Here is a 17,675-nt window from a genome sequence, read left to right on the forward strand (position 1 = left end):
TTGGTTCTTTGACCAGAAGGCCGTCATAATTTCCTGTACCAGACCTGCATCGGCTTTTCTGTTTCCCGGCTGTCGCCGACATCCAGCCAGGGGAAGGTTACGATGACGTTCTGAAGTTTTTCATAACCGCGTTTCCTCCAGAACGGATCCAGCGGCGCATAATCAGCCGGTCTCAAGGGGTGATCGTCCGCCCGGATCACTGCACAGAAGACGGCTTCGTCAAAGCCGAGCGCGCGCGCGTGGGCCTCACGCTCCTCAAAGAAGCGATGGCCGATGCCCTGTCCGCGATAGGCCGGATCAAGCACGGATTCGGCCATGTAGAAGATCCGGCCGAGGTCAAACCCGCGGGCTTCGAGCGGTGCGCGAAAGTCTTCCAGCTCCTCGCCCAGCGGTTCGCCGGTTGCCGCACCGACCAGCCTGTCGCCGTCATAGGCGCCGACGATCACCGCCCCCTCCGTCTCGGCATAGCGCTGCAGATACTTCGCCTCGTATTCGAGTGTGCCCTCATACAGGTAGGGCCAGGCACGAAACACGGAGATCCTGAGCCCGGCCAGCGCATCAAGCGCTGCTTTCAGGTCCTCGCCAGTCAGGCGTTTGATTTCAAGGGACATGGCCTGGTCCTTTTTGGTCGCAGCTTTCATATCGCCGCAAGCTTACCCGCAACTGCCAAAATGTTGCCGGTCTTTGCCGTCGGGCTTCGGCGCGAAACCGTCACCAACAGCATGTCAGCCAGTCCGCCGCTATCCACGCACAAAAATTTCCAGGCTCAGTCCCGGGCCTCCAGCCACAGACGGGCCGTCTCCATGTCGCCGCTAACGACCCCTTCTGCCAGTTTCTGACCTACAACGGCGCCGAACTTGTATCCGTGTCCGGAACAGGCGGATACGACCGTGGCCCTGTCTTCACTGACGGCGAAAAAATGCTCGTCGGCGGTGAAGGTATAGGCACAGGTCACGACATCATCGACCCGGTATTCACCGATCCGGGCAAAGGGCGGCGAGAAATAATCCCGCAGGGTTTCACCCTCGCCCTTCCTGGCGACCCGGTCCTGATCCGGCGCTGCCTTGTATTTGTGAATGCCTGCGCCGAATTTCAGGCCGGTGCCGGCAACCGGCGGCAGCACATAGCCGTCGATCGGCCCGCCCGGATCGAGGATCGCCGGCGCCCTTTCCCAGGCCGCGCACAGATCCTCCGGCGGGGTCAGATAGACAACGGCCGTGCGGTAGGTGGTCAGGCTGACATCCAGCTTCGGGAAGAGCCCCAGCGTCCAGGCGCCGGCTGTCACGATGACATGCTCTGCCGAAAGCTCCGACCCGTCGGCGAGCGTGACGGTGCCGGCGCCTGCATCGACAGCCGTGACCGGCGTGTTTTCCCGCACATCCGCCCCTGCCTGACGCAACCAGTCGCGCAGGCCGGCGGCAATCTTCTGGCACAAAAGCACGCCCCCTTCCGGACTGGCGGCCCCGTAGCGGATCGTTGCCGGATCGACAAAGGGATAGCGGGCTGCAGTCTCTTCAGGCGACAGTTCCTCGAACGGATAGCCGCCCGTGCGCAAGCCCTCGCGATACTCATCGCCGCCATCGCCTTCCTGTTGCGACATCAGCAGAAAACCGGTTTCAGCCAGGTGTTTCTGACCGAGATCGGACCACATTTCGTCCCAGGCGGCATAGGCATCACCGATGCGGCGCTGATATCCGCCCTGGCCGCCATAGGCCCGGCGGATGATCCGGTGCTGGTCGCCGGAGGCCGACAGTGGATTGGGGATCGGCCCCTGCTCCAGAAGCGTCACCTCGACGCCTTTCTTGGCAAGGGCCCAGGCGGTGGAAAGGCCGGAAATGCCGGCGCCGACAATCAATACAGTCATGGGATTCGTCCTGCGGTGTGAACCGGCAGAGTATCGAGGCAGATTTCTTGCGCAAGCCATTGCCTGGGGACAGGACCCATTAATTTGATCGAAATGGCGCAGCAAACGGCGATGAGCTGCAAGGAAAAGCGCGATAAGCGGCTTCTTGCCCGGCCCACGCGGTTTGACGCAGCAGACCAAGGCCGTTTTGCGTCCCTCCGCGATAGGGTGATTTTGCCCGGAAACGTCGTTGCAAATCTTTGGAAACCGGACGGTTTCCTGCAGCTTTACGCCTCGTATCCGAACAAATTCATCCCTCCCATTTCACTCAAATGAATGGGTCCTGCCCCTAGTCACAAAAGACACATGGCGGATATGTGTTTCCGGTTGCCGCACAAAAGGAAGCCGCTACCTTGCGCAAGGTTAGGGTGACACGATGCCGAGTTCGGCCGTCCGGCAAGAGGAGCCACAATGCAAGATCCTGAAATCTCCCAGGCGGACACAGTGGCCCAAAAGCGCCTGTCCGACTATCCGGACTGGGGCTATCTGCTGCGCGAGATTTACGAGGCCTACCGGTTTCTGTCCTCCGGCGGCAGCGACAAGATCCGCGCTCATCAGCGCGCCGTGCGCGAGGCCATCAGCCGGGTCAGCAGGTCCAAGGCCGAAATCCGGTTCGACGCTCCGGCGCAAAAGCCGGTCACGGCCCATCTGAAACGGGCGCTCGACGAAGGCCGGCTGGAAAGAACCGCGCCGCTGATCCGGGCCGTGGAAAGCATACAGGACCACCTGATCTGGCAATATGGCTATGAGAAGGTTCCGCGCGGCCTCGACAGGACCTACGCCTATGCGGAGATCTGCGGTCCCAACGGCCCGATCCTGACAACCGAGGTCATCCTGGGACTGGTACTGTTCGCCCCCGGCTGCACCTATCCGGCCCATGCCCATAGCGGCATTTCGGAAAGTTATCTGTGCCTGTCGGGGGCCGTCTCGGAGAACCACCAGGGGGTTTATGCGCCCGGCTCGATGATCTTCAACCCGCCCGAACACACCCACCGGATCACCGTCTCCAAGACCGAACCGGCGCTGCTTGCCTATGCCTGGATCGGCCCCCAGGACCGCCTTGCCAATCAGAAAATGGTCTTCAGCCGGAAACGGGGGTGACACGTCTCCTCCGTTCCCATCCCGGCACGCCCTCTGCGTTGTCATCCCGGACGCAGCGCAGCGGAGGTCCGGGACCCAGTAACCCCGGTGCCGGCTGGAAGCGCAAGGACCCGCGTTTACTGGATCCCGGACTTGGCTTTACCAACTCCGAGAGGACAATGGGAAAGGAAAACGTCTTAGGCCGCGACCTCGTCCGCGCTGATGATCTTGCGGCTGATGGTGACGTCCGCCCTGTCGAGGCGGCCGTCGGCGGTGATCCAGGCGGGCTCGCCCATCAGTTTCTCGCAGGTAATCCCAAGATCCGGGAAGGTGAGACCCATGGAATGGGCGACAGCGACGCGGTCGCCCGGCTTGGGGTTGAGCCCGCAGCAGACATCCCGCGTGCCCATTTTCAGGTGATGGGCAATGTCCCATTCCAGAACCACGCCGTCGTGCCGTGTCACCACCCAGCAATGCATGTCGCTGCAGCAGCCGTTTTTCTCTTCTGGAAAGAAATAGCCCGTGACATAGCCCGCCTCGAACCCGGCCGCCCGCAAGGACGCGATCAGGTAGGTGTTGATGTCGACGCAGGACCCTTCGGTCAGGCCGCAGGCCAGATAGGGGATCTCCTCACAGCCGTCGTTGAACCGCACCTCGGGATGCGCATAGCGGAATTTTTCCGCCGCCGCGTTGACCAGAGCCTGGATGCTTGCGTGCCCGTCGGGCTGCGCGTCGGCGATGTTGATTGCGTCGAACACAAGATCCCGGGCGGCCTGCGTGAACCGGTTCCGGTGCGGCGTGAACAGCCCGTCCGGATAGCCCGGCCCGCCGTCCAGATAGCTGTAGCTGACCTCAACCGTAACGCCGGGCTCCGGTGTCACGAGGGCTGCCATCTGGCCGGTGGTACTCTCGCCCGTCAGGGTCATGCTGCCACCGGCAATCTCGAACCCGGCCGGCAACTGGTGCGGTGTCGGCAGGCCGATCGGGATCAGCAGCTTGCGGTTTGCGTCCGCCTCGGGAGCAACGGCAACGGAAACAAGGGTGCGCATCATCATGGTCCTCAGATCACCATCTGGAAAATCAGGCCGGACAGAACGGCCCCGACAAATCCAAGCCCCAGATAGGTCGCAAAGACCTTCGGCTTGACCAGCGACCAGACCGCCGCCATGGCGGGAATGGAGCTGACCGCACCGGCAATCATGAAGGCCATGGCCGCACCGGCGCTCATGCCCTGGTCCATCAGGCCGGCCAGAAGCGGCGGCGCCACATAGGAGTTGAGATACGCAGGCATGCCGACCAGCGCGGAGATCACGATGGAGCCGAGCCCTTCGCCGCCGACGACACCGGCAATCAGATCCGCCGGCACATAGGTTACCAGCGCCGCTTCCAGCACATAGGCCAGGGCCAGCCACTTCACCAGAAAGAGCGCATTTGTCTTGAGCTCTTCCCCGAAGCGTTCCTTGCGCTCGGTTTCACGCCAGAACTGCCAGACGGGCCGGCCGGTTTTCGGCGACGCGCCACAGCCGCAGCCACCAACGGAAGAGCCGATCTTGACCGGGCTCGCAAAGACACCCGTGCGCATCAGCAGCGAGACCAGGAACCCGCCGAAGAGGCCGAGGGCAACGGCAAACACCGCCTTGCCGATGGCAAATGGCCAGCCCAGCGCACCGGCCGTGATCAGCAGTGTCGGCGGATCGATCAGCGGGGAAGACAGCCAGAAGGCCATGATGGCTGAGAGCGGCGCCCCGACCGCCAGAAGACCGGCAATGAAGGGGATGACCTCGCAGGAGCAGAAAGGCGCAAGGCCGCCGAAGAGCGCAGCCAGGAAGATCGCCTGGGTCTCGCGCCCTTCGAAGGCCTTGCCGACATAGGCTTCCGCTCCGGCCGCCTTCAGCCACGCAATCAGCGCAACGGCAAAGGCGATATAGGGCAAGGTGCCGCCAAAGGCCTGAACGGCAAAGCTGACAAAGGGAATGAACTGCGCCTGATCGAGCAACAGGACCAGGAGCGGTCCCGCAACAACGATTGTCCAGGTCGACAGAAGATATTTGCGGCCCGGGAAGGACTTGAAGGTCCATCCGGGTTTGGCGCCCGCGCCGGTCGACGGCGTCGATGCGCAGCAACTGCTCGATGCGGATTTCTCCGCAAGCTTGATGGTCTCCACCGTATCACTCATGGATCAGTTCTCTTTCCTGCAACGGGTCGGCGCAGCCGTTCTCGTCGGAACAGCATTCTTTCAGGATGTATCCGGCCAGGTTTTCCAGGTGATCGAAGGCTGCCCGGTTGATCACCGAACGGCCGTCCTTTTCCTGATTGACCAGTCCGGCGGAAGAGAGAAATTTCAGGTGATGGGCCAGCGTCGACGCGGCCATGCCGGTCCGGGACTGGATGTCCCCCACCGTCAATCCCGTCTTGCCGGCCTTGACCAAGGTCAGCACCACCTGCAATCGCGCTTCAGAACCAAGGGCCGCAAAGCCCTGGGCTGCCACTTCCGGATCCATCGTCGCCTCATTCAATATAACCATATTTCTAGTTATATAGTTTTTTAGACACCTGTCAATGCGCCCCCGGCAGAGGCTTCATGGATAAGCCAGAGCAATCGACTACTTGGGGTCAGGCCTCATTGATGATTGGAGCGCAGGGAGCGCGACCGGTTGCTGAACCAGCCCTTTTCACCCGAGACACGTTTGAGTGACTTCGAATTGATTCAGGGATCTGGTGGAGGAAATCTTCTTTTCACGTTATTTTACAAATACTTGCACTGGCTTACCAACACCTTTCCGTCGCATTAAACTTCGGTTAGCTGCCAGCCCAAATCCGACCTCAATTCGCGTTTCATTGTGCGCCCGTCTTCGCCATCAGACACGAGGACAAACGTTCAACCGACAGGAAAACAAAAAGAGACAAACGATGAAAATCGCGAAAATCATTGCGCTGGGCACTGTGTTGCTGACGCCAGCCGCAGCTCTTGCGGACACCCTCTACGACCCCACCATCCAACACCAGCCACAAGACGGTGTCGTGAAACTTTATGGTGCCGGCGGCCCGCACACCGCCTTTCAGAAGGTTGCAGATGTCTGGCAAAAACGCAGCGGGACCCCGGTGGAAATCATCGCAGGCCCGGAAAGCCGCTGGTCCAGGGACGCCCAGTCCGATGCCGACATCATCTGGGGCACCTCCGAACAGTCCATGACCGCCTTTCTTCAGACCTACAAGACCTTTTCCTCCGACCAGGTCGAGCCGATCTATCTGAGACCGGCCATCATTGCGGTCAAGAAGGGAAATCCAAAGAACATCAAAGGCTTCGACGACCTTCTACAGGAAGACATCAAGATCGTCGTGACCGAGGGCGCCGGTGTCTACAACACGTCGGGAACAGGCACATGGGAAGACGTTGCGGGAAGACTGGGCAAACTTGAAGATGTTGCGACCCTGCGCGGCAACATTGTTGACTTTGCCCTGGGTTCCGGTGCGAGTTTCCGAGCCTTCAAGGACCTGGAAGCCGACGCCTGGATCACCTGGCCCAACTGGCCACTGACCAACCCGGACGAGCTTGAGCTGGTCGAAATTGAACCCGAACGCAGAATCTGGCGGGACATCAGCGTCGCAGTCGCCCCCAATGCCAGCCCGGAGGCCCGGGACTTTGTGGATTTTCTGATCTCGGAAGAAGGACAGGAAATCATGGCCACGGAAGGCTGGGTCAGATGACACCAGCCAGGGATGATCGGACCAGCGACCGCTGCCCGGGGGAATGTCTGATCCGGCGCCCACTTCCGGGCGCCGGTGTTCGTCAGGCGGCCTTGAGGAGCTGCGTTACCTGTTCCATCAGTTCAGCGGTGCGCGCGTCGTTCAGCCCACCCGGATGCGGATCGGCAAAACGGCCGCTGTCATTGTCGAAATAAAGGCCGTTCGCCGAGGCGAATTCCTCAGAGACAGCCGCCCGCACCAGGATGTCCGCGCCGATGCCGAGATCGTTGCCGGCAATGCCGAAGCCTTGCTTGACCATCTTGCTGGCCAGAAGCGAGCCCGGATTGACCGCAACGATCAGCGGTCCCTTTCCCGCAAGGTCCTGTGCCAGATGCCGCGTCCACATGGTCAGCGCCAGCTTGCTCTGGGCATAGGCATCCATGGCGGAAAGCTGTTTCTTGCCGGCGAGCGCAGCTGGATCGACCGGGGCCTGCGCCGCGGAGGAAAGATTGACCACCCGGCTGCCCGGTCCCATCAACGGCAGCAGTTTCTGCGTCAACAGGACCGGCGCCAGCAGATTGACGACGAAACGGATATCAAGGCCGGCCGGTGTCATCTCCACCGGGCTTTTCAGGATACCGGCATTGTTGATCACAACATCCAGCCGCTCATGCGTCGATGCAATCTCGCTGCCCATGCGGGCAACGTCGGCAAGATCGGAAAAGTCCGCCAGCCAGGTCTCCACCTCGCCCGCGCCGGGTTTTGCACCGACGCGCGCCTTGGCTGCCGCGAGCTTGTCCGGATTGCGGCCGTGCAGCAGCAGCGTGTGGCCGGCCGCGCTCAGTTTGCAGGCGGTTTCCAGACCGATGCCGTCGGTTGCGCCGGTGATCAAAATGGTCTTGCTCATGGTCTTACCTGTCCCTCGTTTCATGGGCCGGGAACTCCGCCAGAAGCGCGTCGGCCAGTTTTTTCAGTGTGTCTTCCACGTCCGGCTGGTTGAAGCGCAAATTGAGCGCAACGTGGTTGACGCCAATCTCCTGCAGCGCCGCCAGATAGGATTTGAGATGCTCGACCCCGAGCCGGAAGCCCAGATGGATCGGTCTTGGCGGCGCATCCGGCTCCGGGGCAAGATCGACATAGAGCGGCTGCATCACCGGCTTGTCGAACCCGCCTTGCGCCAGAACGCGGGACCGCCAGTCGGACACCACCTTCTCCTGCAGCGTGAAGGGCCGCGGATAGGTCATCCAGCCATCGCCATGGGCCGCAGCCCAGTCCGGTGCCTGTTGGCTGCCGCCGGTGATCAGCATCGGCAGTTTGCCGGCGACCGGCTTTGGCAGCATGTCCATGCCACCACCCGGGCTGCCATAGGAATTGAAGATGGACCCGGCATCCGTTGCCATCTCGCGGATATAGTCAAAGCTGTCGCGGAACCGCGCGCCCCGGTCCTCGAACGGCAGGTTCAGCGCCGGAAATTCTTCCGGCCGGTCGCCCGAAGCAACGCCCAGGATAAGCCGCCCCCCCGACAGCACATCCGCGCTTGCCGCCGCCTTGGCGACATGAGCAGGATGGCGAAGCGGCAGGACGATGCTGGCAACGCCCAGCGCGATGCGGGTCGTTGCCGCCGACAGGAACCCAAGATAGGTGAACGGATCGAAAGTCTGTCCGGCATCACCGAAAGACGGCACGTTGAAAGGAACGTCACGCAGCCAGACCGCAGCAAAGCCGAGCTCATCGGCGAGCTTCACACGTTCCAGATGGCGCTCCAGCTGCGGCACCGGACCATAAGGATAGCTTTCCAGTGGCGCCACCAGCCCGACACTCAAACGGCCCTGCCGGAACACCCGGCCAAAGCCCTTGTTGAGGGGCTGAAAGCCGGTCTCAGAAACACGATCAAGCATGACGTCCTTCTCCTTTCTTCTAGCGCGCGTAGCGCACCAGCGTCCGGCTCTCCAGGCTCATTCTGGGAACGCTTGCGTGCCCGTCAGCGTCCAGATCAAGAGCGCTGTGGGCGATCGAGGCAAGGCCCCGATTGTCGTAGATATTGAAGATCGCGACTTCGTCCGGTGTCATCGCAGACAGGTAGACCCAGTCATGCGCGCCCTGGTGAACCAGCCCCATGATCTGGCCGATGCGGTCGGGATAGACCAGATCGAGCGTAACCCAGTCGGCCTCTTCGACAGAGCCCGGCAGGACGAAACCCAGTGGCGCACTGGCGATCGGGTGCCGGATAGGACGCCAGACATTGACGAAGCCGAAATGCCCTTCGCGCCAGTCCGCAGCGCCGGCATCGCCAAGCAGATCCTTCAGGCGTTGCTGCGCCCCCGCTTCGCTGTAGTCACTGTGAACATTGCGCGCCGGTTTGCGGTCGGACGCCGGATCGTCAATGCGCACCGTGTGATCGAAGATGACCACGTCCCGCGCGCCGATCTCCTGTGTCAGAAGCTCCGCAAGCTGCCGGTCATAGGCCTTTTGCCAGGCGTTGTCGTCGCCATAGGTCGCTTCAACGCTCGGGCGTTTCACAAAGGCCAGGCTGTCCCGGTCGAACCGGACGCGATCTTCCTGTCCGCGCAGATCGCGCACGGACACTGTCTGACGGTCCTGCACCGGCGGCACCAGCTTGCCCGTCACACCGCCCGCATCAATCAGATAGGCTTGAGGGTCCGGGCTGTGGACATGATAGTTGACGTTGGCTGCAATCTGCATGGGATGTCATCTCCGATCAGAGCGTTGGCAAAGGACCGTGCAAGCGGCGCTCAGGCCAGATCGTCCTTGCCTTCGGTCAGGAAGTGAAAACTGTTAGAGCCCTCGGTGCGGGCCGCAAGATGCGGGGCATAGTTCGCGTCTTTCATGAACCCTTCCGCGGCTTCTCTGGATGGCCATTCAATGACAATGCGCAAAGCAGCACCGCTCTCTTCGCCTTCCAGCTGGCTGTGGCTTGCGGTTCTGGCCAGATATTTGCCGCCATACTGGGCGACCAGCCTGTTGGCCGGGCCGATATAATCCGGGATCCAGCCTTCGGAAGTCGGGGTGACGGCAAGAACGGAATAAAAGGCCATTGGGCGGCTCCTCTTGATCTGTCTTGTCTCTCTTTCAGGACCACCCCTAGATAATTCGGCTTCCTCACTATATAAATCGACCAAACACGAGTTCATAATTCTGATTTTGGATATAATCAGATGGATACCGACAGCCTGCGCCTGTTCGTTCTGGCGACGGAAAAGCTCAACATCAGTGCTGCCGGCCGCGAGCTTGGCCTGGCACCGGCTGTCGCCAGCAGCCGGCTGGCCAAGCTGGAACAGACGGTCGGGGCGGATCTTCTCCATCGATCGACGCGCAAGGTGGCGCTGTCGCTGGAAGGGGCGGAGTTCCTGCCCTTTGCACGGGAAATCCTGGCCCAGGAAGACGCTGCGCGCGCCGCGCTGGGCTTTGCCAGCGAACATGTGACCGGCACCTTGCGCTTTGCTGCCTCAAGCACCTTTGCCCAGGCCTATATCATTCCGCTTCTGCCGGAGTTTCTGGAGCGATACCCGGGCATCGATCTCGATCTGCGCCTCTCCGATCTGCCCTTTGATCTGATCGAAGGCAGCTTTGATCTTGCCTTGCGCAACGCCGCGCTCCAGGACAGCAGTCTGAAGGCGCGCAAGCTTGCCGACGACACACGGGTGCTGGTTGCCTCACCCGATTATCTGGCCCGTCACGGCACGCCGTCGGACCCGTCCGACCTGGCCGCGCATCGGTATATCGCCTTTCGCAGCCGCTTGCCGAAACAGCTGCGCGGACCGGACGGCAACATTCATGTCTTTGATCCGGCGAATGCGGATTGCCGGCTGGTGATGGATGACGGCCTCAGCCTCAAACTGGCAGCCTGCGCCGGTGTCGGCATCGGCCTGACCGCCCTCTGGAACGCCGCCGAAGACATGCGGGAAAACCGGCTGGTGCGCGTTCTGCCCGACTATGAGGTGCAGGACGATACGGGTCTGTGGCTGATCTACCCGAAGTCCAATGTTCTGACCGCCAAGGTCCGCGTCTTCATTGACTTCCTGCTGGAACGCATCGGACGCAACCCGCCCTGGCTCACGGGCTGACCCGGTCCGGATCCATCGCCGCAAGGAGGCCAATGCACGCTTATCGCAACGCCGGGATCGAGGGTGAAAACCTCTCGGCCCCCGGTGTTGCCCACTTTGTTTCATTCGGACGGGAACGCGTTCCCGCCGTCCGGCTTACTGGCAGCAACCGGCTTCGTTCGCCGCATTGGCTCCGCAACAGCCGGCAGAGCTGCCGAGCGCCGCCTTCCTGTCGAGCGCCGGCTTGCAATGGGCTCGTGTGTCCCGCAAACCGACAAGGACCCGACCGGCGGAGAGTTCCGGCGTCGCCAGCCGGTAAATCTGTTTCGCCCTGTTGCCATGCGCGAATTCGACCTGCAGCGGCGCGTCACCAAGGCCACTCACCTTGGCAATGCTTTGCTTCAGGATGCCGGCAAACTTGCCGGCCGGCATGTGTCCCCCGCCCTGCCCGTCCAGAAGCTGCAGGGTCGCCTCGCTCCAGTTGGACAGGCGCGCCCCGCAATCGATCCCCGTCACATGCGCCAGCTTGAACTCGGTGACGTGATAGCCGTCGCCGATCTCTCCCTCGGGGGTTTCAAACACCAGCGGCGCGTCCCCGGGCAGGGTCTCGAGGGTTTCCAAAAGTGAGTTGCAGGTCATGGTCACGCCTTTCATTTCAAAGATTGTTGAAATATAGTCGTGACACAAAAGAAATGTAATTTCAAGAAAGTTTGAAATATGAAGGAAGCCGATGCCCTGGCCGCGCTCTCAGCGATTTCGAGCGCGCCCCGCCTGCAGATCCTGAAAAGGCTTGTTGCGGCCGGTGCTGCCGGACTGACGGCGGGAGACATCGCGGCCGCCATCGGCGCGACGCCGTCACGCGCTTCGTTTCACCTGTCGACCATGGCAGAGGCCGGCCTTGTCAGCGCGACCCGCCAGTCCAGGCAGATCTGCTATCAGGTGGACTTTGAGGCCATGGGCACATTGATCCGCTATCTTCTGGAAGATTGCTGCGGCAACAACGAAACCGTGCGCCAGTGCTGCCAGCCAGGTAGCTGCTGCTGAATTTCAGGCTGGGTGGTGACAGCCCCGCTCAGGCGTCTTCCGGCACCTTTGCGCCTTCCCCTGCCTTCACCTGGTCGATCCAGTCCTGAAGGTTGTAGTAGGTGGTGATGCGGGCGATCTGGCCGTCGCGGATCTCGAAGAAGCTGCCAGCCGGCAGCTTGTAGGTCTGGCCGTTCGCCTCCGGCAGACCAGTGTCCGTGTCGATATAGGTGCCGTTGACCACGAACTCGGCGGCGGCCCGCGTGCCGTCCTCGTTGACGAACAGCTCGATATCGGTGAGCCGCTCCTTGTAGCAGCGCGTCATGTGCACATTGAACGACCAGAACGCGTCCTTGCCGACCCGCCTTTCGCCCTGATTGACGTCGTGGACCAGATCCTCCGCAACCAGGCTTTCCATCTTCTTGGTATCGCCCGCATTGAAGGCTGCAAAATAGGTATCGATCAGAAACCGGGACTGCTTGTTGGCCATGGGTCCTCACTGCCGCAAACTGCAATTTGACCGCGAGTTTGCCTGCGCGCCAGCCGGTGCGCAAGTGGGTCACCGGAAAGCGGTTTACGCTTCTTCACCGAAACCGCTTCAAAGCAATCAAAGAGGACCTCTACCCGGCCACTTCAAATCCTCAATGTTCCCAAAGTACAACATCATGTTGCAATAAAGCAACAAATCGAGCCTGTCATGAAATTGTCAGTTGCAGCGGCGGCCGTTTTGGCGTTATCACTTTTTCACCGGTCGCCACGCTGGCGCAGACATCAACGGTTCGGCTATTTTCGCCACCCGCATGATCCGGCACTGCCGCTTCATGTCCGGATGCTGTTCTGGCAGATCGGATTGCCGCGCATGAAGTTCAACGGTTGAACGACGGGCACTGTTGCTCGGAGGCAACAGGTTCGACTCCTGTCTTGCGCTCCATGGATAGCTCAATGGTAGAGCATCAGATTGAAAATCTGAGGGTCGCGGGTTCGACTCCCGCTCCAACACCCGGTTCACACCCGGACTGGCCTGATAAGCCAACAGCTTTAGGTGCTGTCTTTCAACGGGACCTGAAGAGAACTTGCAGACGCAGGCAAGGGTTGCGCCACGGCGTATCCCGGTTTGCGGATGCCAGGTGCCCTCGCCCGGCCTTGTGTGAAGGCTTTGCCGCGATCGCGCCGGAACCGTCTGTTTTCGAACGGGCGTGACCCGCGCAGCCGCCGCGACGCCCGCTGACCCAATGCCCGTCGGGAGATCTCGTGTTTTCTTCAGGTCTCTCTTTTTATTCAAGATTTCACCCTGGCCTTCATTTGGAGAAGCCGGTTCTTACAACCCCCAACAGACTTCAACCCACGGAAAGGACATCCAAGTGCCTTAGCGCAATGGAAGGATTATCGACATGACGACTTTTCTCGACAAGATCCGCGGTCGCACCCGCGTTGTGATTTCAGAAACCGAACGGGCCCTGCACATTTGCAAGGGCGAACTCCGGGGCATTCTCGGACCGGGAGAACACAGCCTTGAAAACGGCCGCGGCACCCTGGTGGTCGAGCGCCACGCGATGGCAACGCCCACGTTTCGGTCTGCCTACGAGAAGGCGCTGTTCGATAAGCTTCCCGAAGTTGCCGAAGAGCACCTGACCGTTGTCCGGACCGGTCCTGGCGAAGTCGCCATCGTCGAACGGGACACGCGGATCGCCATGGTCATCGGACCGGACCAGCAGCTGGTGCTGTGGACCGCCGCCGGCCCGTGGACCTCGACGCTCATCGACACCGAGGCGGAACCGGCCGTTCCGCGGAAGCTGATGCGCCGGCTCGGCGAAGCCCGTCTGACGGATCAGGTCGTGACTGCGCCGGTGACGGAGGGCAGCGTTGCGCTGCTCTTCATCGACGGTGTCCTGACCCAGGTGCTGGAAGCCGGTGTGCATGCCTTCTGGAAGGCCGGCCGCACGGTTACGCAGAAGGTCATCGACCTGAAACGCCAGGCGCTCGACGTCACCGGCCAGGAAGTCCTGACCCTTGATCGCGTCACCATCCGGATCAACCTCAGCGCGGAGTACCGCGTTGTCGATCCGGTGAAAGCCGCGACCGAGGTCAAGGACTTCACCGACACGCTCTACCGGGCGCTGCAGGTGGTCTTCCGCAAGCAGCTTGGCGCGCTGAAGCTCGATCAGATCCTGGAAAGGAAGGGCGAGGTCAACGCGGAAGCGGCCGAAAAGATCCGGACCGACATGGCTGCGATCGGCGTTGAGGTCAGCGACATCATCCTGAAGGACGTGGTCCTGCCGGGCGAAATGCGCGAGATCCTCAACAAGGTGGTGACGGCGGAAAAGGAAGCCGAAGCCAACGTGATCCGACGCCGGGAAGAAACGAACGCAACCCGTTCGCTTCTGAACACTGCCAGGGTCATGGCCGAAAACCCGGTCATGCTGCGGCTGAAGGAGCTGGAAGCACTCGAAGCCATTGCCGGCAAGGTCGATCAACTGACGGTCCACAACGGTACCGGCGGCCTGATGAACGACCTCGTCCGCCTGCGCGACGACAGCGCTGCTTGAACAAGGGACGGCGCGGGGCAACCCGCGCCGTTTCTGCTTGTGCGCAGCTAAGGCCTATCCAGCCCAAGGATCTCCTGCCGCTCGTTTGTCATCCCGGCCGAAGCGCAGCGCAGAGCCGGGACCCAGTACGCCGTGCCGCCAGTTTTGGGCGAACGCACGCTGCACAGTGACTACTAGATCCCGGTCTTGCCGCAACACGGCAAACCGGGATGACAAAGACAGAGCCGCGGAAGCAACCTGCGCTCGCAACACCAAATCTATTTGAAGAAAAGACAATGAAAACAGATACAAAGATTTCCAAACGCCTCGCCCTCTGGCTGAGACATCAACCCCAGGACGCCGGGCTGACACTGACCGAAGACGGCTGGGCAAATGTCGCTGAGGTCTTGAGTGCTTTTGATCGTCTCGGGCTGGCCTGCGATCAAACCCAGCTGCAACGGGTGGTCGACACCAACGACAAGAAGCGCTTCGAACTGTCCGAAGACGGCACGAAGATCCGCGCCCGGCAGGGACACTCCGTCAAGATCGACCTCGGCCTTGCCCCGCTGACACCGCCGGAATTTCTCTACCACGGCACGGCCACGAAGACCTTGCCGCTCATCTTGAGCGAAGGCCTCAAACCGATGAACCGGCATCACGTGCATCTTTCTCCCGACACCGCCACTGCCGTGAAAGTGGGCATGCGTCACGGCAAACCGGCGGTTCTGAAAGTCGCTGCCCGTGTGATGCAGGACGCCGGCCATGTCTTTTTCCGGACCGACAACGGTGTCTGGCTCGCGGAAAACGTTCCGCCGGACTTTCTGGAACTGACCGGGATGTGAGGCGGCCGCGCGTTTAGACAGCGTCCGCCTCGTCCCCGGTAAAGCCACGTGTCAGCCGCCGGATCACCTGCGGTGTCAGAACGGCAACCTCGCCACTCTTGAGCAGTTTCACTGCCATGTTCTTTGCGCAGAAGGCGACAAGGGTATCCGTCAGGTTGGTGAGGTCTTCACCTCCGTCAGCATCGACCGCCAGTAGCTGATCTGCGAGGCCGGGATCTCCGGTGAGCTCATCGGCGACCGCCGGATAACATTGCTCCAGGATTGTCCAGCGGGTCAGCACGTCATAGTCAAGCGCCTGCTGTTCCAGAATGGCTGTTGCGACCGACATGCCGAAGGCGTTGATAATGCGCTTGATCACCCGCGGATTGTCCGGCAGCAATTCCAGATACTGAAGCAGAAAATGCTCCGCCTCCCGCTGAGCTGCCGCAGAGGTCGTATATTCCAGCGCCAAGGCCGCCTGAAAGGCCGGATTGGCGCTGCCGTCTCCCGTCGACAACATCCTGACCGTCTCATGCGTCAGGCCTTCGGGCTGCGTCGAACGGATCTCGCCGCGCAGACGTTCGACCTCAAGATCCTCCACCTTTTCATCCGGCGGCGCGGCGTCACCCGTGCCCAGGCCTGTTCCGGTGCCGTTTCCCGTTCCCGTTCCTGTTCCTGTTCCAGCGAAAGAAAGATCGCCTGCCCCGATACCACCAGAGCCGGTTCCCATCAGGCCGAGCCGCGCTTCCAGATAGCGTTTTTTCCACGCAGCCATGCCCGGCAACGGCACGTTGAACTGGAATATCTTTTCCAGGAACTGATAGCCGAGCGGCTGGGTCCGGTCGGCGGTCTTTTCGCAGAAGCTGGAATACTTGTCTTCAAAACTGGTCTTGATCCAGAACTTGTCGGCAGCCACCACATAAGCGACTTTCCGGTGCCGGAAGGAGGTCTGCAGCCCTTCCAGGAATTCAACCACGAAGTCGTTCTGGCAGCGGTCGAGATCGTCGATGAAGATACAGACCGGCGCATCCGCCGCCTCGATCATGTCCCTGAACAGGACCGAGAGTTTTTCCAGCGGATCGCTGGCAAAATCGTGGTAGAGCGAGGCGCTCTTCTCCGATCCGAAAAAGGCCTTGCGGGAATAAAGCGAGACTGTCGCCAGGAGCGTAAAAACGCCGCCAACGGCCCCCAGAACCGTCTTGAAGACATCGCTGCTGCCGGACAGGAACAGGGTCAGGAGAATTGCAACGACCAACAGAACCACAAAAATGGGAAAGGCCTCCGCCTTGAACTTCCATTCGTTCCAGGCGTGCCGCACTTCAGCGGCCCGTGTACGGCGTTTCTGCGCCGTCAGGCGATCCGACAGCTGGCTCTTGACGGTTTCCAGAAAGGGCCACCAGGGCGGTCGCCGGTGCTCGTGCTGCCAGGCATTGAAGTCGATCACCACCCAGCGCTTGTCTTCAGGCAGCTCTTCTGCCTCCAGGAAGCCTTTCATGAAATAGAGGACCGTGGTCTTGCCGGCTCCCCAGGGTGCGTGAAGGTTCACCGCCAGTCCGTCCGGCCCGCCTCCCACATGCAGCTCGCCGATCCGTGCCGCCAGGATTTCGGCAAATCGCTTGCGGCCCAGCTCGTCCTTGCGGGCAAACTGGTCGAACTGGACAGCGACATTGATTTCGGCGGGCGGTTCCTTGTCGTCCTTGGGATCGGTCTCGGGGTCGTCCGGCGTCCCGCCGGGATCGGTCTCATCGTCCTGAGGGTCGTCGTCAGCCTGCTTTCGCCTGGGCTCCAACGTGCCGCCTTGGCTCAGCAGCTCGAGCTCCTCCCAAATGGCGCCCGTGTTCCTGTCATCGGTCGCCGTCCAGAATTCGGCGGACTGGGACGCTATGGCAAGATCGGCCTCTTCTCCGAAGGCGCTATTGGAAACGTCACCCTCGATGGGAACCAGGGCCTGGTACCATTGGGAGATCAGCCGGCAGGCCACCGTGCCGGACCACTCGCTGTTGGCGAAAGTCTCGAATGCACGAACAAGCCAGGCGGGCTGGTTGGAGGGAGAATCGTCGTCGCGCAGGTTTTCCGGCCAAAGGGGCTGACGGATGAGCTCGTCAGGCTTCAAACTCTCCAGGAGACGTTGGCAATCTGCTACCACCGTTGCTGAAAGAAGACGCTGCCCGCCATCGATATCGGCAACAGCTTTCAATGCAGCCTCAAGCGCAACGGCGGCGGATCTTGTGTGCAGGTCGACCGGCTTGGTTTCTATGCCTTTCTCGGCTGCGATAGCGAGCGTGTTCACTGCCTCGGCTGCAGCAGCCGCATTTGCAGCCGAAAGCACCGCTCCCGACGCAGGCCGAACATTTGACGAGAGTTCGCTCGCTTCAATTCCTGCATTGGCTGCTGCCGAAGCGGCGCTTCTCGCAGTTTGTGAAAAAAGTCCAGGATCTCTCACCGAATAACTGCAACTGACCCATGACAGGAATACGCTCTGAAAGCCACGCAAAATCAGCTCGTGTTGCAAGTTCTGTTCTAGCGTCTCCTTGCTCAACCCGCCGGCACCAAGCAGAATTGGAAACACTCG

Annotated in this window: 20 protein-coding genes and 2 tRNA genes; 10 read left to right on the forward strand and 12 right to left on the reverse strand. The window is 61.1% G+C overall.

Features of this window, described 5'->3' with window-relative positions; all coding sequences use genetic code 11:
* Positions 1 to 23: 23 nt before the first annotated feature.
* Positions 24 to 611, reverse strand: coding sequence for a GNAT family N-acetyltransferase (locus tag CHH27_RS12120; RefSeq protein WP_094074702.1), 588 nt, complete (start codon positions 609 to 611; stop codon positions 24 to 26).
* 155 nt (positions 612 to 766) lie between these two features.
* Positions 767 to 1,864 (reverse strand): FAD-binding oxidoreductase, encoded by a 1,098-nt coding sequence (locus CHH27_RS12125; RefSeq protein WP_094071816.1) that lies wholly within the window; start codon positions 1,862 to 1,864, stop codon positions 767 to 769.
* An 84-nt stretch (positions 1,865 to 1,948) separates the two neighbouring features.
* On the opposite strand from CHH27_RS12125, the gene CHH27_RS12130 reads away from it, so the two are divergent.
* Entirely contained in the window at positions 1,949 to 2,179 is a 231-nt protein-coding gene (locus CHH27_RS12130; RefSeq protein WP_157738889.1) for a hypothetical protein, read from the forward strand.
* 135 nt (positions 2,180 to 2,314) lie between these two features.
* Positions 2,315 to 3,004 carry a dimethylsulfonioproprionate lyase family protein gene (locus CHH27_RS12135; protein ID WP_094071818.1) on the forward strand — a complete coding sequence of 230 codons (690 nt, stop codon included), beginning with the start codon at positions 2,315 to 2,317 and terminating at the stop codon, positions 3,002 to 3,004.
* A gap of 176 nt (positions 3,005 to 3,180) precedes the next feature.
* Here the strand turns inward: CHH27_RS12135 and CHH27_RS12140 are convergent, their stop codons facing one another.
* Genes CHH27_RS12140 through CHH27_RS12150 form a run of 3 tightly spaced genes read right to left on the reverse strand, consistent with a single transcriptional unit; the run spans position 3,181 to position 5,484 of the window.
* The gene (locus CHH27_RS12140) at positions 3,181 to 4,032 is read right to left on the reverse strand and encodes a transglutaminase-like domain-containing protein (protein WP_094074703.1); all 852 of its coding nucleotides are present in this window, start codon (positions 4,030 to 4,032) and stop codon (positions 3,181 to 3,183) included.
* Between the two features lie 11 nt (positions 4,033 to 4,043).
* The gene (locus tag CHH27_RS12145; RefSeq protein ID WP_094071819.1) at positions 4,044 to 5,159 is read right to left on the reverse strand and encodes a permease; all 1,116 of its coding nucleotides are present in this window, start codon (positions 5,157 to 5,159) and stop codon (positions 4,044 to 4,046) included.
* Positions 5,152 to 5,484 (reverse strand): helix-turn-helix transcriptional regulator, encoded by a 333-nt coding sequence (locus tag CHH27_RS12150; RefSeq protein ID WP_094071820.1) that lies wholly within the window; start codon positions 5,482 to 5,484, stop codon positions 5,152 to 5,154. The genes CHH27_RS12145 and CHH27_RS12150 overlap by 8 nt, the downstream gene beginning before the upstream one ends.
* Positions 5,485 to 5,893: 409 nt before the next feature.
* On the opposite strand from CHH27_RS12150, the gene CHH27_RS12155 reads away from it, so the two are divergent.
* Positions 5,894 to 6,691 (forward strand): substrate-binding domain-containing protein, encoded by a 798-nt coding sequence (locus CHH27_RS12155; RefSeq protein ID WP_094071821.1) that lies wholly within the window; start codon positions 5,894 to 5,896, stop codon positions 6,689 to 6,691.
* An 82-nt stretch (positions 6,692 to 6,773) separates the two neighbouring features.
* Here CHH27_RS12155 and CHH27_RS12160 read toward each other — a convergent pair whose 3' ends face one another.
* From CHH27_RS12160 to CHH27_RS12175, 4 genes are read right to left on the reverse strand one after another with little or no spacing between them, the layout of a single operon-like run.
* Positions 6,774 to 7,577 (reverse strand): SDR family NAD(P)-dependent oxidoreductase, encoded by an 804-nt coding sequence (locus tag CHH27_RS12160; protein ID WP_094071822.1) that lies wholly within the window; start codon positions 7,575 to 7,577, stop codon positions 6,774 to 6,776.
* A gap of 4 nt (positions 7,578 to 7,581) precedes the next feature.
* Positions 7,582 to 8,568: an LLM class oxidoreductase gene (locus CHH27_RS12165; RefSeq protein WP_094071823.1), complete on the reverse strand. Its 987-nt coding sequence runs from the start codon at positions 8,566 to 8,568 to the stop codon at positions 7,582 to 7,584.
* 19 nt (positions 8,569 to 8,587) lie between these two features.
* Positions 8,588 to 9,373, reverse strand: a complete 786-nt coding sequence (locus CHH27_RS12170) for a CmcJ/NvfI family oxidoreductase (protein WP_094071824.1) — start codon at positions 9,371 to 9,373, stop codon at positions 8,588 to 8,590.
* A gap of 50 nt (positions 9,374 to 9,423) precedes the next feature.
* Positions 9,424 to 9,726 carry a DUF1330 domain-containing protein gene (locus CHH27_RS12175; RefSeq protein ID WP_094071825.1) on the reverse strand — a complete coding sequence of 101 codons (303 nt, stop codon included), beginning with the start codon at positions 9,724 to 9,726 and terminating at the stop codon, positions 9,424 to 9,426.
* 120 nt (positions 9,727 to 9,846) lie between these two features.
* Here CHH27_RS12175 and CHH27_RS12180 point away from each other — a divergent pair, with 120 nt between their 5' ends.
* A complete protein-coding gene (locus CHH27_RS12180) occupies positions 9,847 to 10,755 on the forward strand; it encodes a LysR family transcriptional regulator (protein ID WP_094071826.1) in 909 nt (302 codons plus the stop codon).
* Positions 10,756 to 10,890: 135 nt separating this feature from the next.
* On the opposite strand, the gene CHH27_RS12185 is transcribed toward CHH27_RS12180, so the two are convergent.
* Positions 10,891 to 11,373, reverse strand: a complete 483-nt coding sequence (locus tag CHH27_RS12185) for a DUF6428 family protein (protein WP_157738890.1) — start codon at positions 11,371 to 11,373, stop codon at positions 10,891 to 10,893.
* A 78-nt stretch (positions 11,374 to 11,451) separates the two neighbouring features.
* Here CHH27_RS12185 and CHH27_RS12190 point away from each other — a divergent pair, with 78 nt between their 5' ends.
* A complete protein-coding gene (locus CHH27_RS12190) occupies positions 11,452 to 11,778 on the forward strand; it encodes a helix-turn-helix transcriptional regulator (protein ID WP_094071828.1) in 327 nt (108 codons plus the stop codon).
* 28 nt (positions 11,779 to 11,806) lie between these two features.
* Here the strand turns inward: CHH27_RS12190 and CHH27_RS12195 are convergent, their stop codons facing one another.
* The gene (locus tag CHH27_RS12195) at positions 11,807 to 12,247 is read right to left on the reverse strand and encodes a ketosteroid isomerase-related protein (RefSeq protein ID WP_094071829.1); all 441 of its coding nucleotides are present in this window, start codon (positions 12,245 to 12,247) and stop codon (positions 11,807 to 11,809) included.
* Between the two features lie 207 nt (positions 12,248 to 12,454).
* Here CHH27_RS12195 and CHH27_RS12200 point away from each other — a divergent pair, with 207 nt between their 5' ends.
* From CHH27_RS12200 to CHH27_RS12220, 5 genes are all read left to right on the forward strand, one after another.
* Positions 12,455 to 12,634, forward strand: a complete 180-nt coding sequence (locus tag CHH27_RS12200; RefSeq protein ID WP_094071830.1) for a hypothetical protein — start codon at positions 12,455 to 12,457, stop codon at positions 12,632 to 12,634.
* Positions 12,613 to 12,688 (forward strand) — tRNA-OTHER (locus CHH27_RS12205). The genes CHH27_RS12200 and CHH27_RS12205 overlap by 22 nt, the downstream gene beginning before the upstream one ends.
* Before the next feature lies 1 nt (position 12,689).
* Positions 12,690 to 12,753: transfer RNA gene (locus tag CHH27_RS12210), tRNA-Phe, on the forward strand.
* Between the two features lie 395 nt (positions 12,754 to 13,148).
* Entirely contained in the window at positions 13,149 to 14,303 is a 1,155-nt protein-coding gene (locus CHH27_RS12215; protein ID WP_094071831.1) for a slipin family protein, read from the forward strand.
* Positions 14,304 to 14,578: 275 nt separating this feature from the next.
* Positions 14,579 to 15,124 carry an RNA 2'-phosphotransferase gene (locus CHH27_RS12220; RefSeq protein WP_094074704.1) on the forward strand — a complete coding sequence of 182 codons (546 nt, stop codon included), beginning with the start codon at positions 14,579 to 14,581 and terminating at the stop codon, positions 15,122 to 15,124.
* A 13-nt stretch (positions 15,125 to 15,137) separates the two neighbouring features.
* Here CHH27_RS12220 and CHH27_RS28580 read toward each other — a convergent pair whose 3' ends face one another.
* Positions 15,138 to 17,393, reverse strand: a complete 2,256-nt coding sequence (locus tag CHH27_RS28580) for a P-loop NTPase fold protein (protein ID WP_198338408.1) — start codon at positions 17,391 to 17,393, stop codon at positions 15,138 to 15,140.
* Positions 17,394 to 17,675: the final 282 nt, after the last annotated feature.

It is taken from the genome of Labrenzia sp. VG12, assembly GCF_002237595.1.
Taxonomy (GTDB): domain Bacteria; phylum Pseudomonadota; class Alphaproteobacteria; order Rhizobiales; family Stappiaceae; genus Roseibium.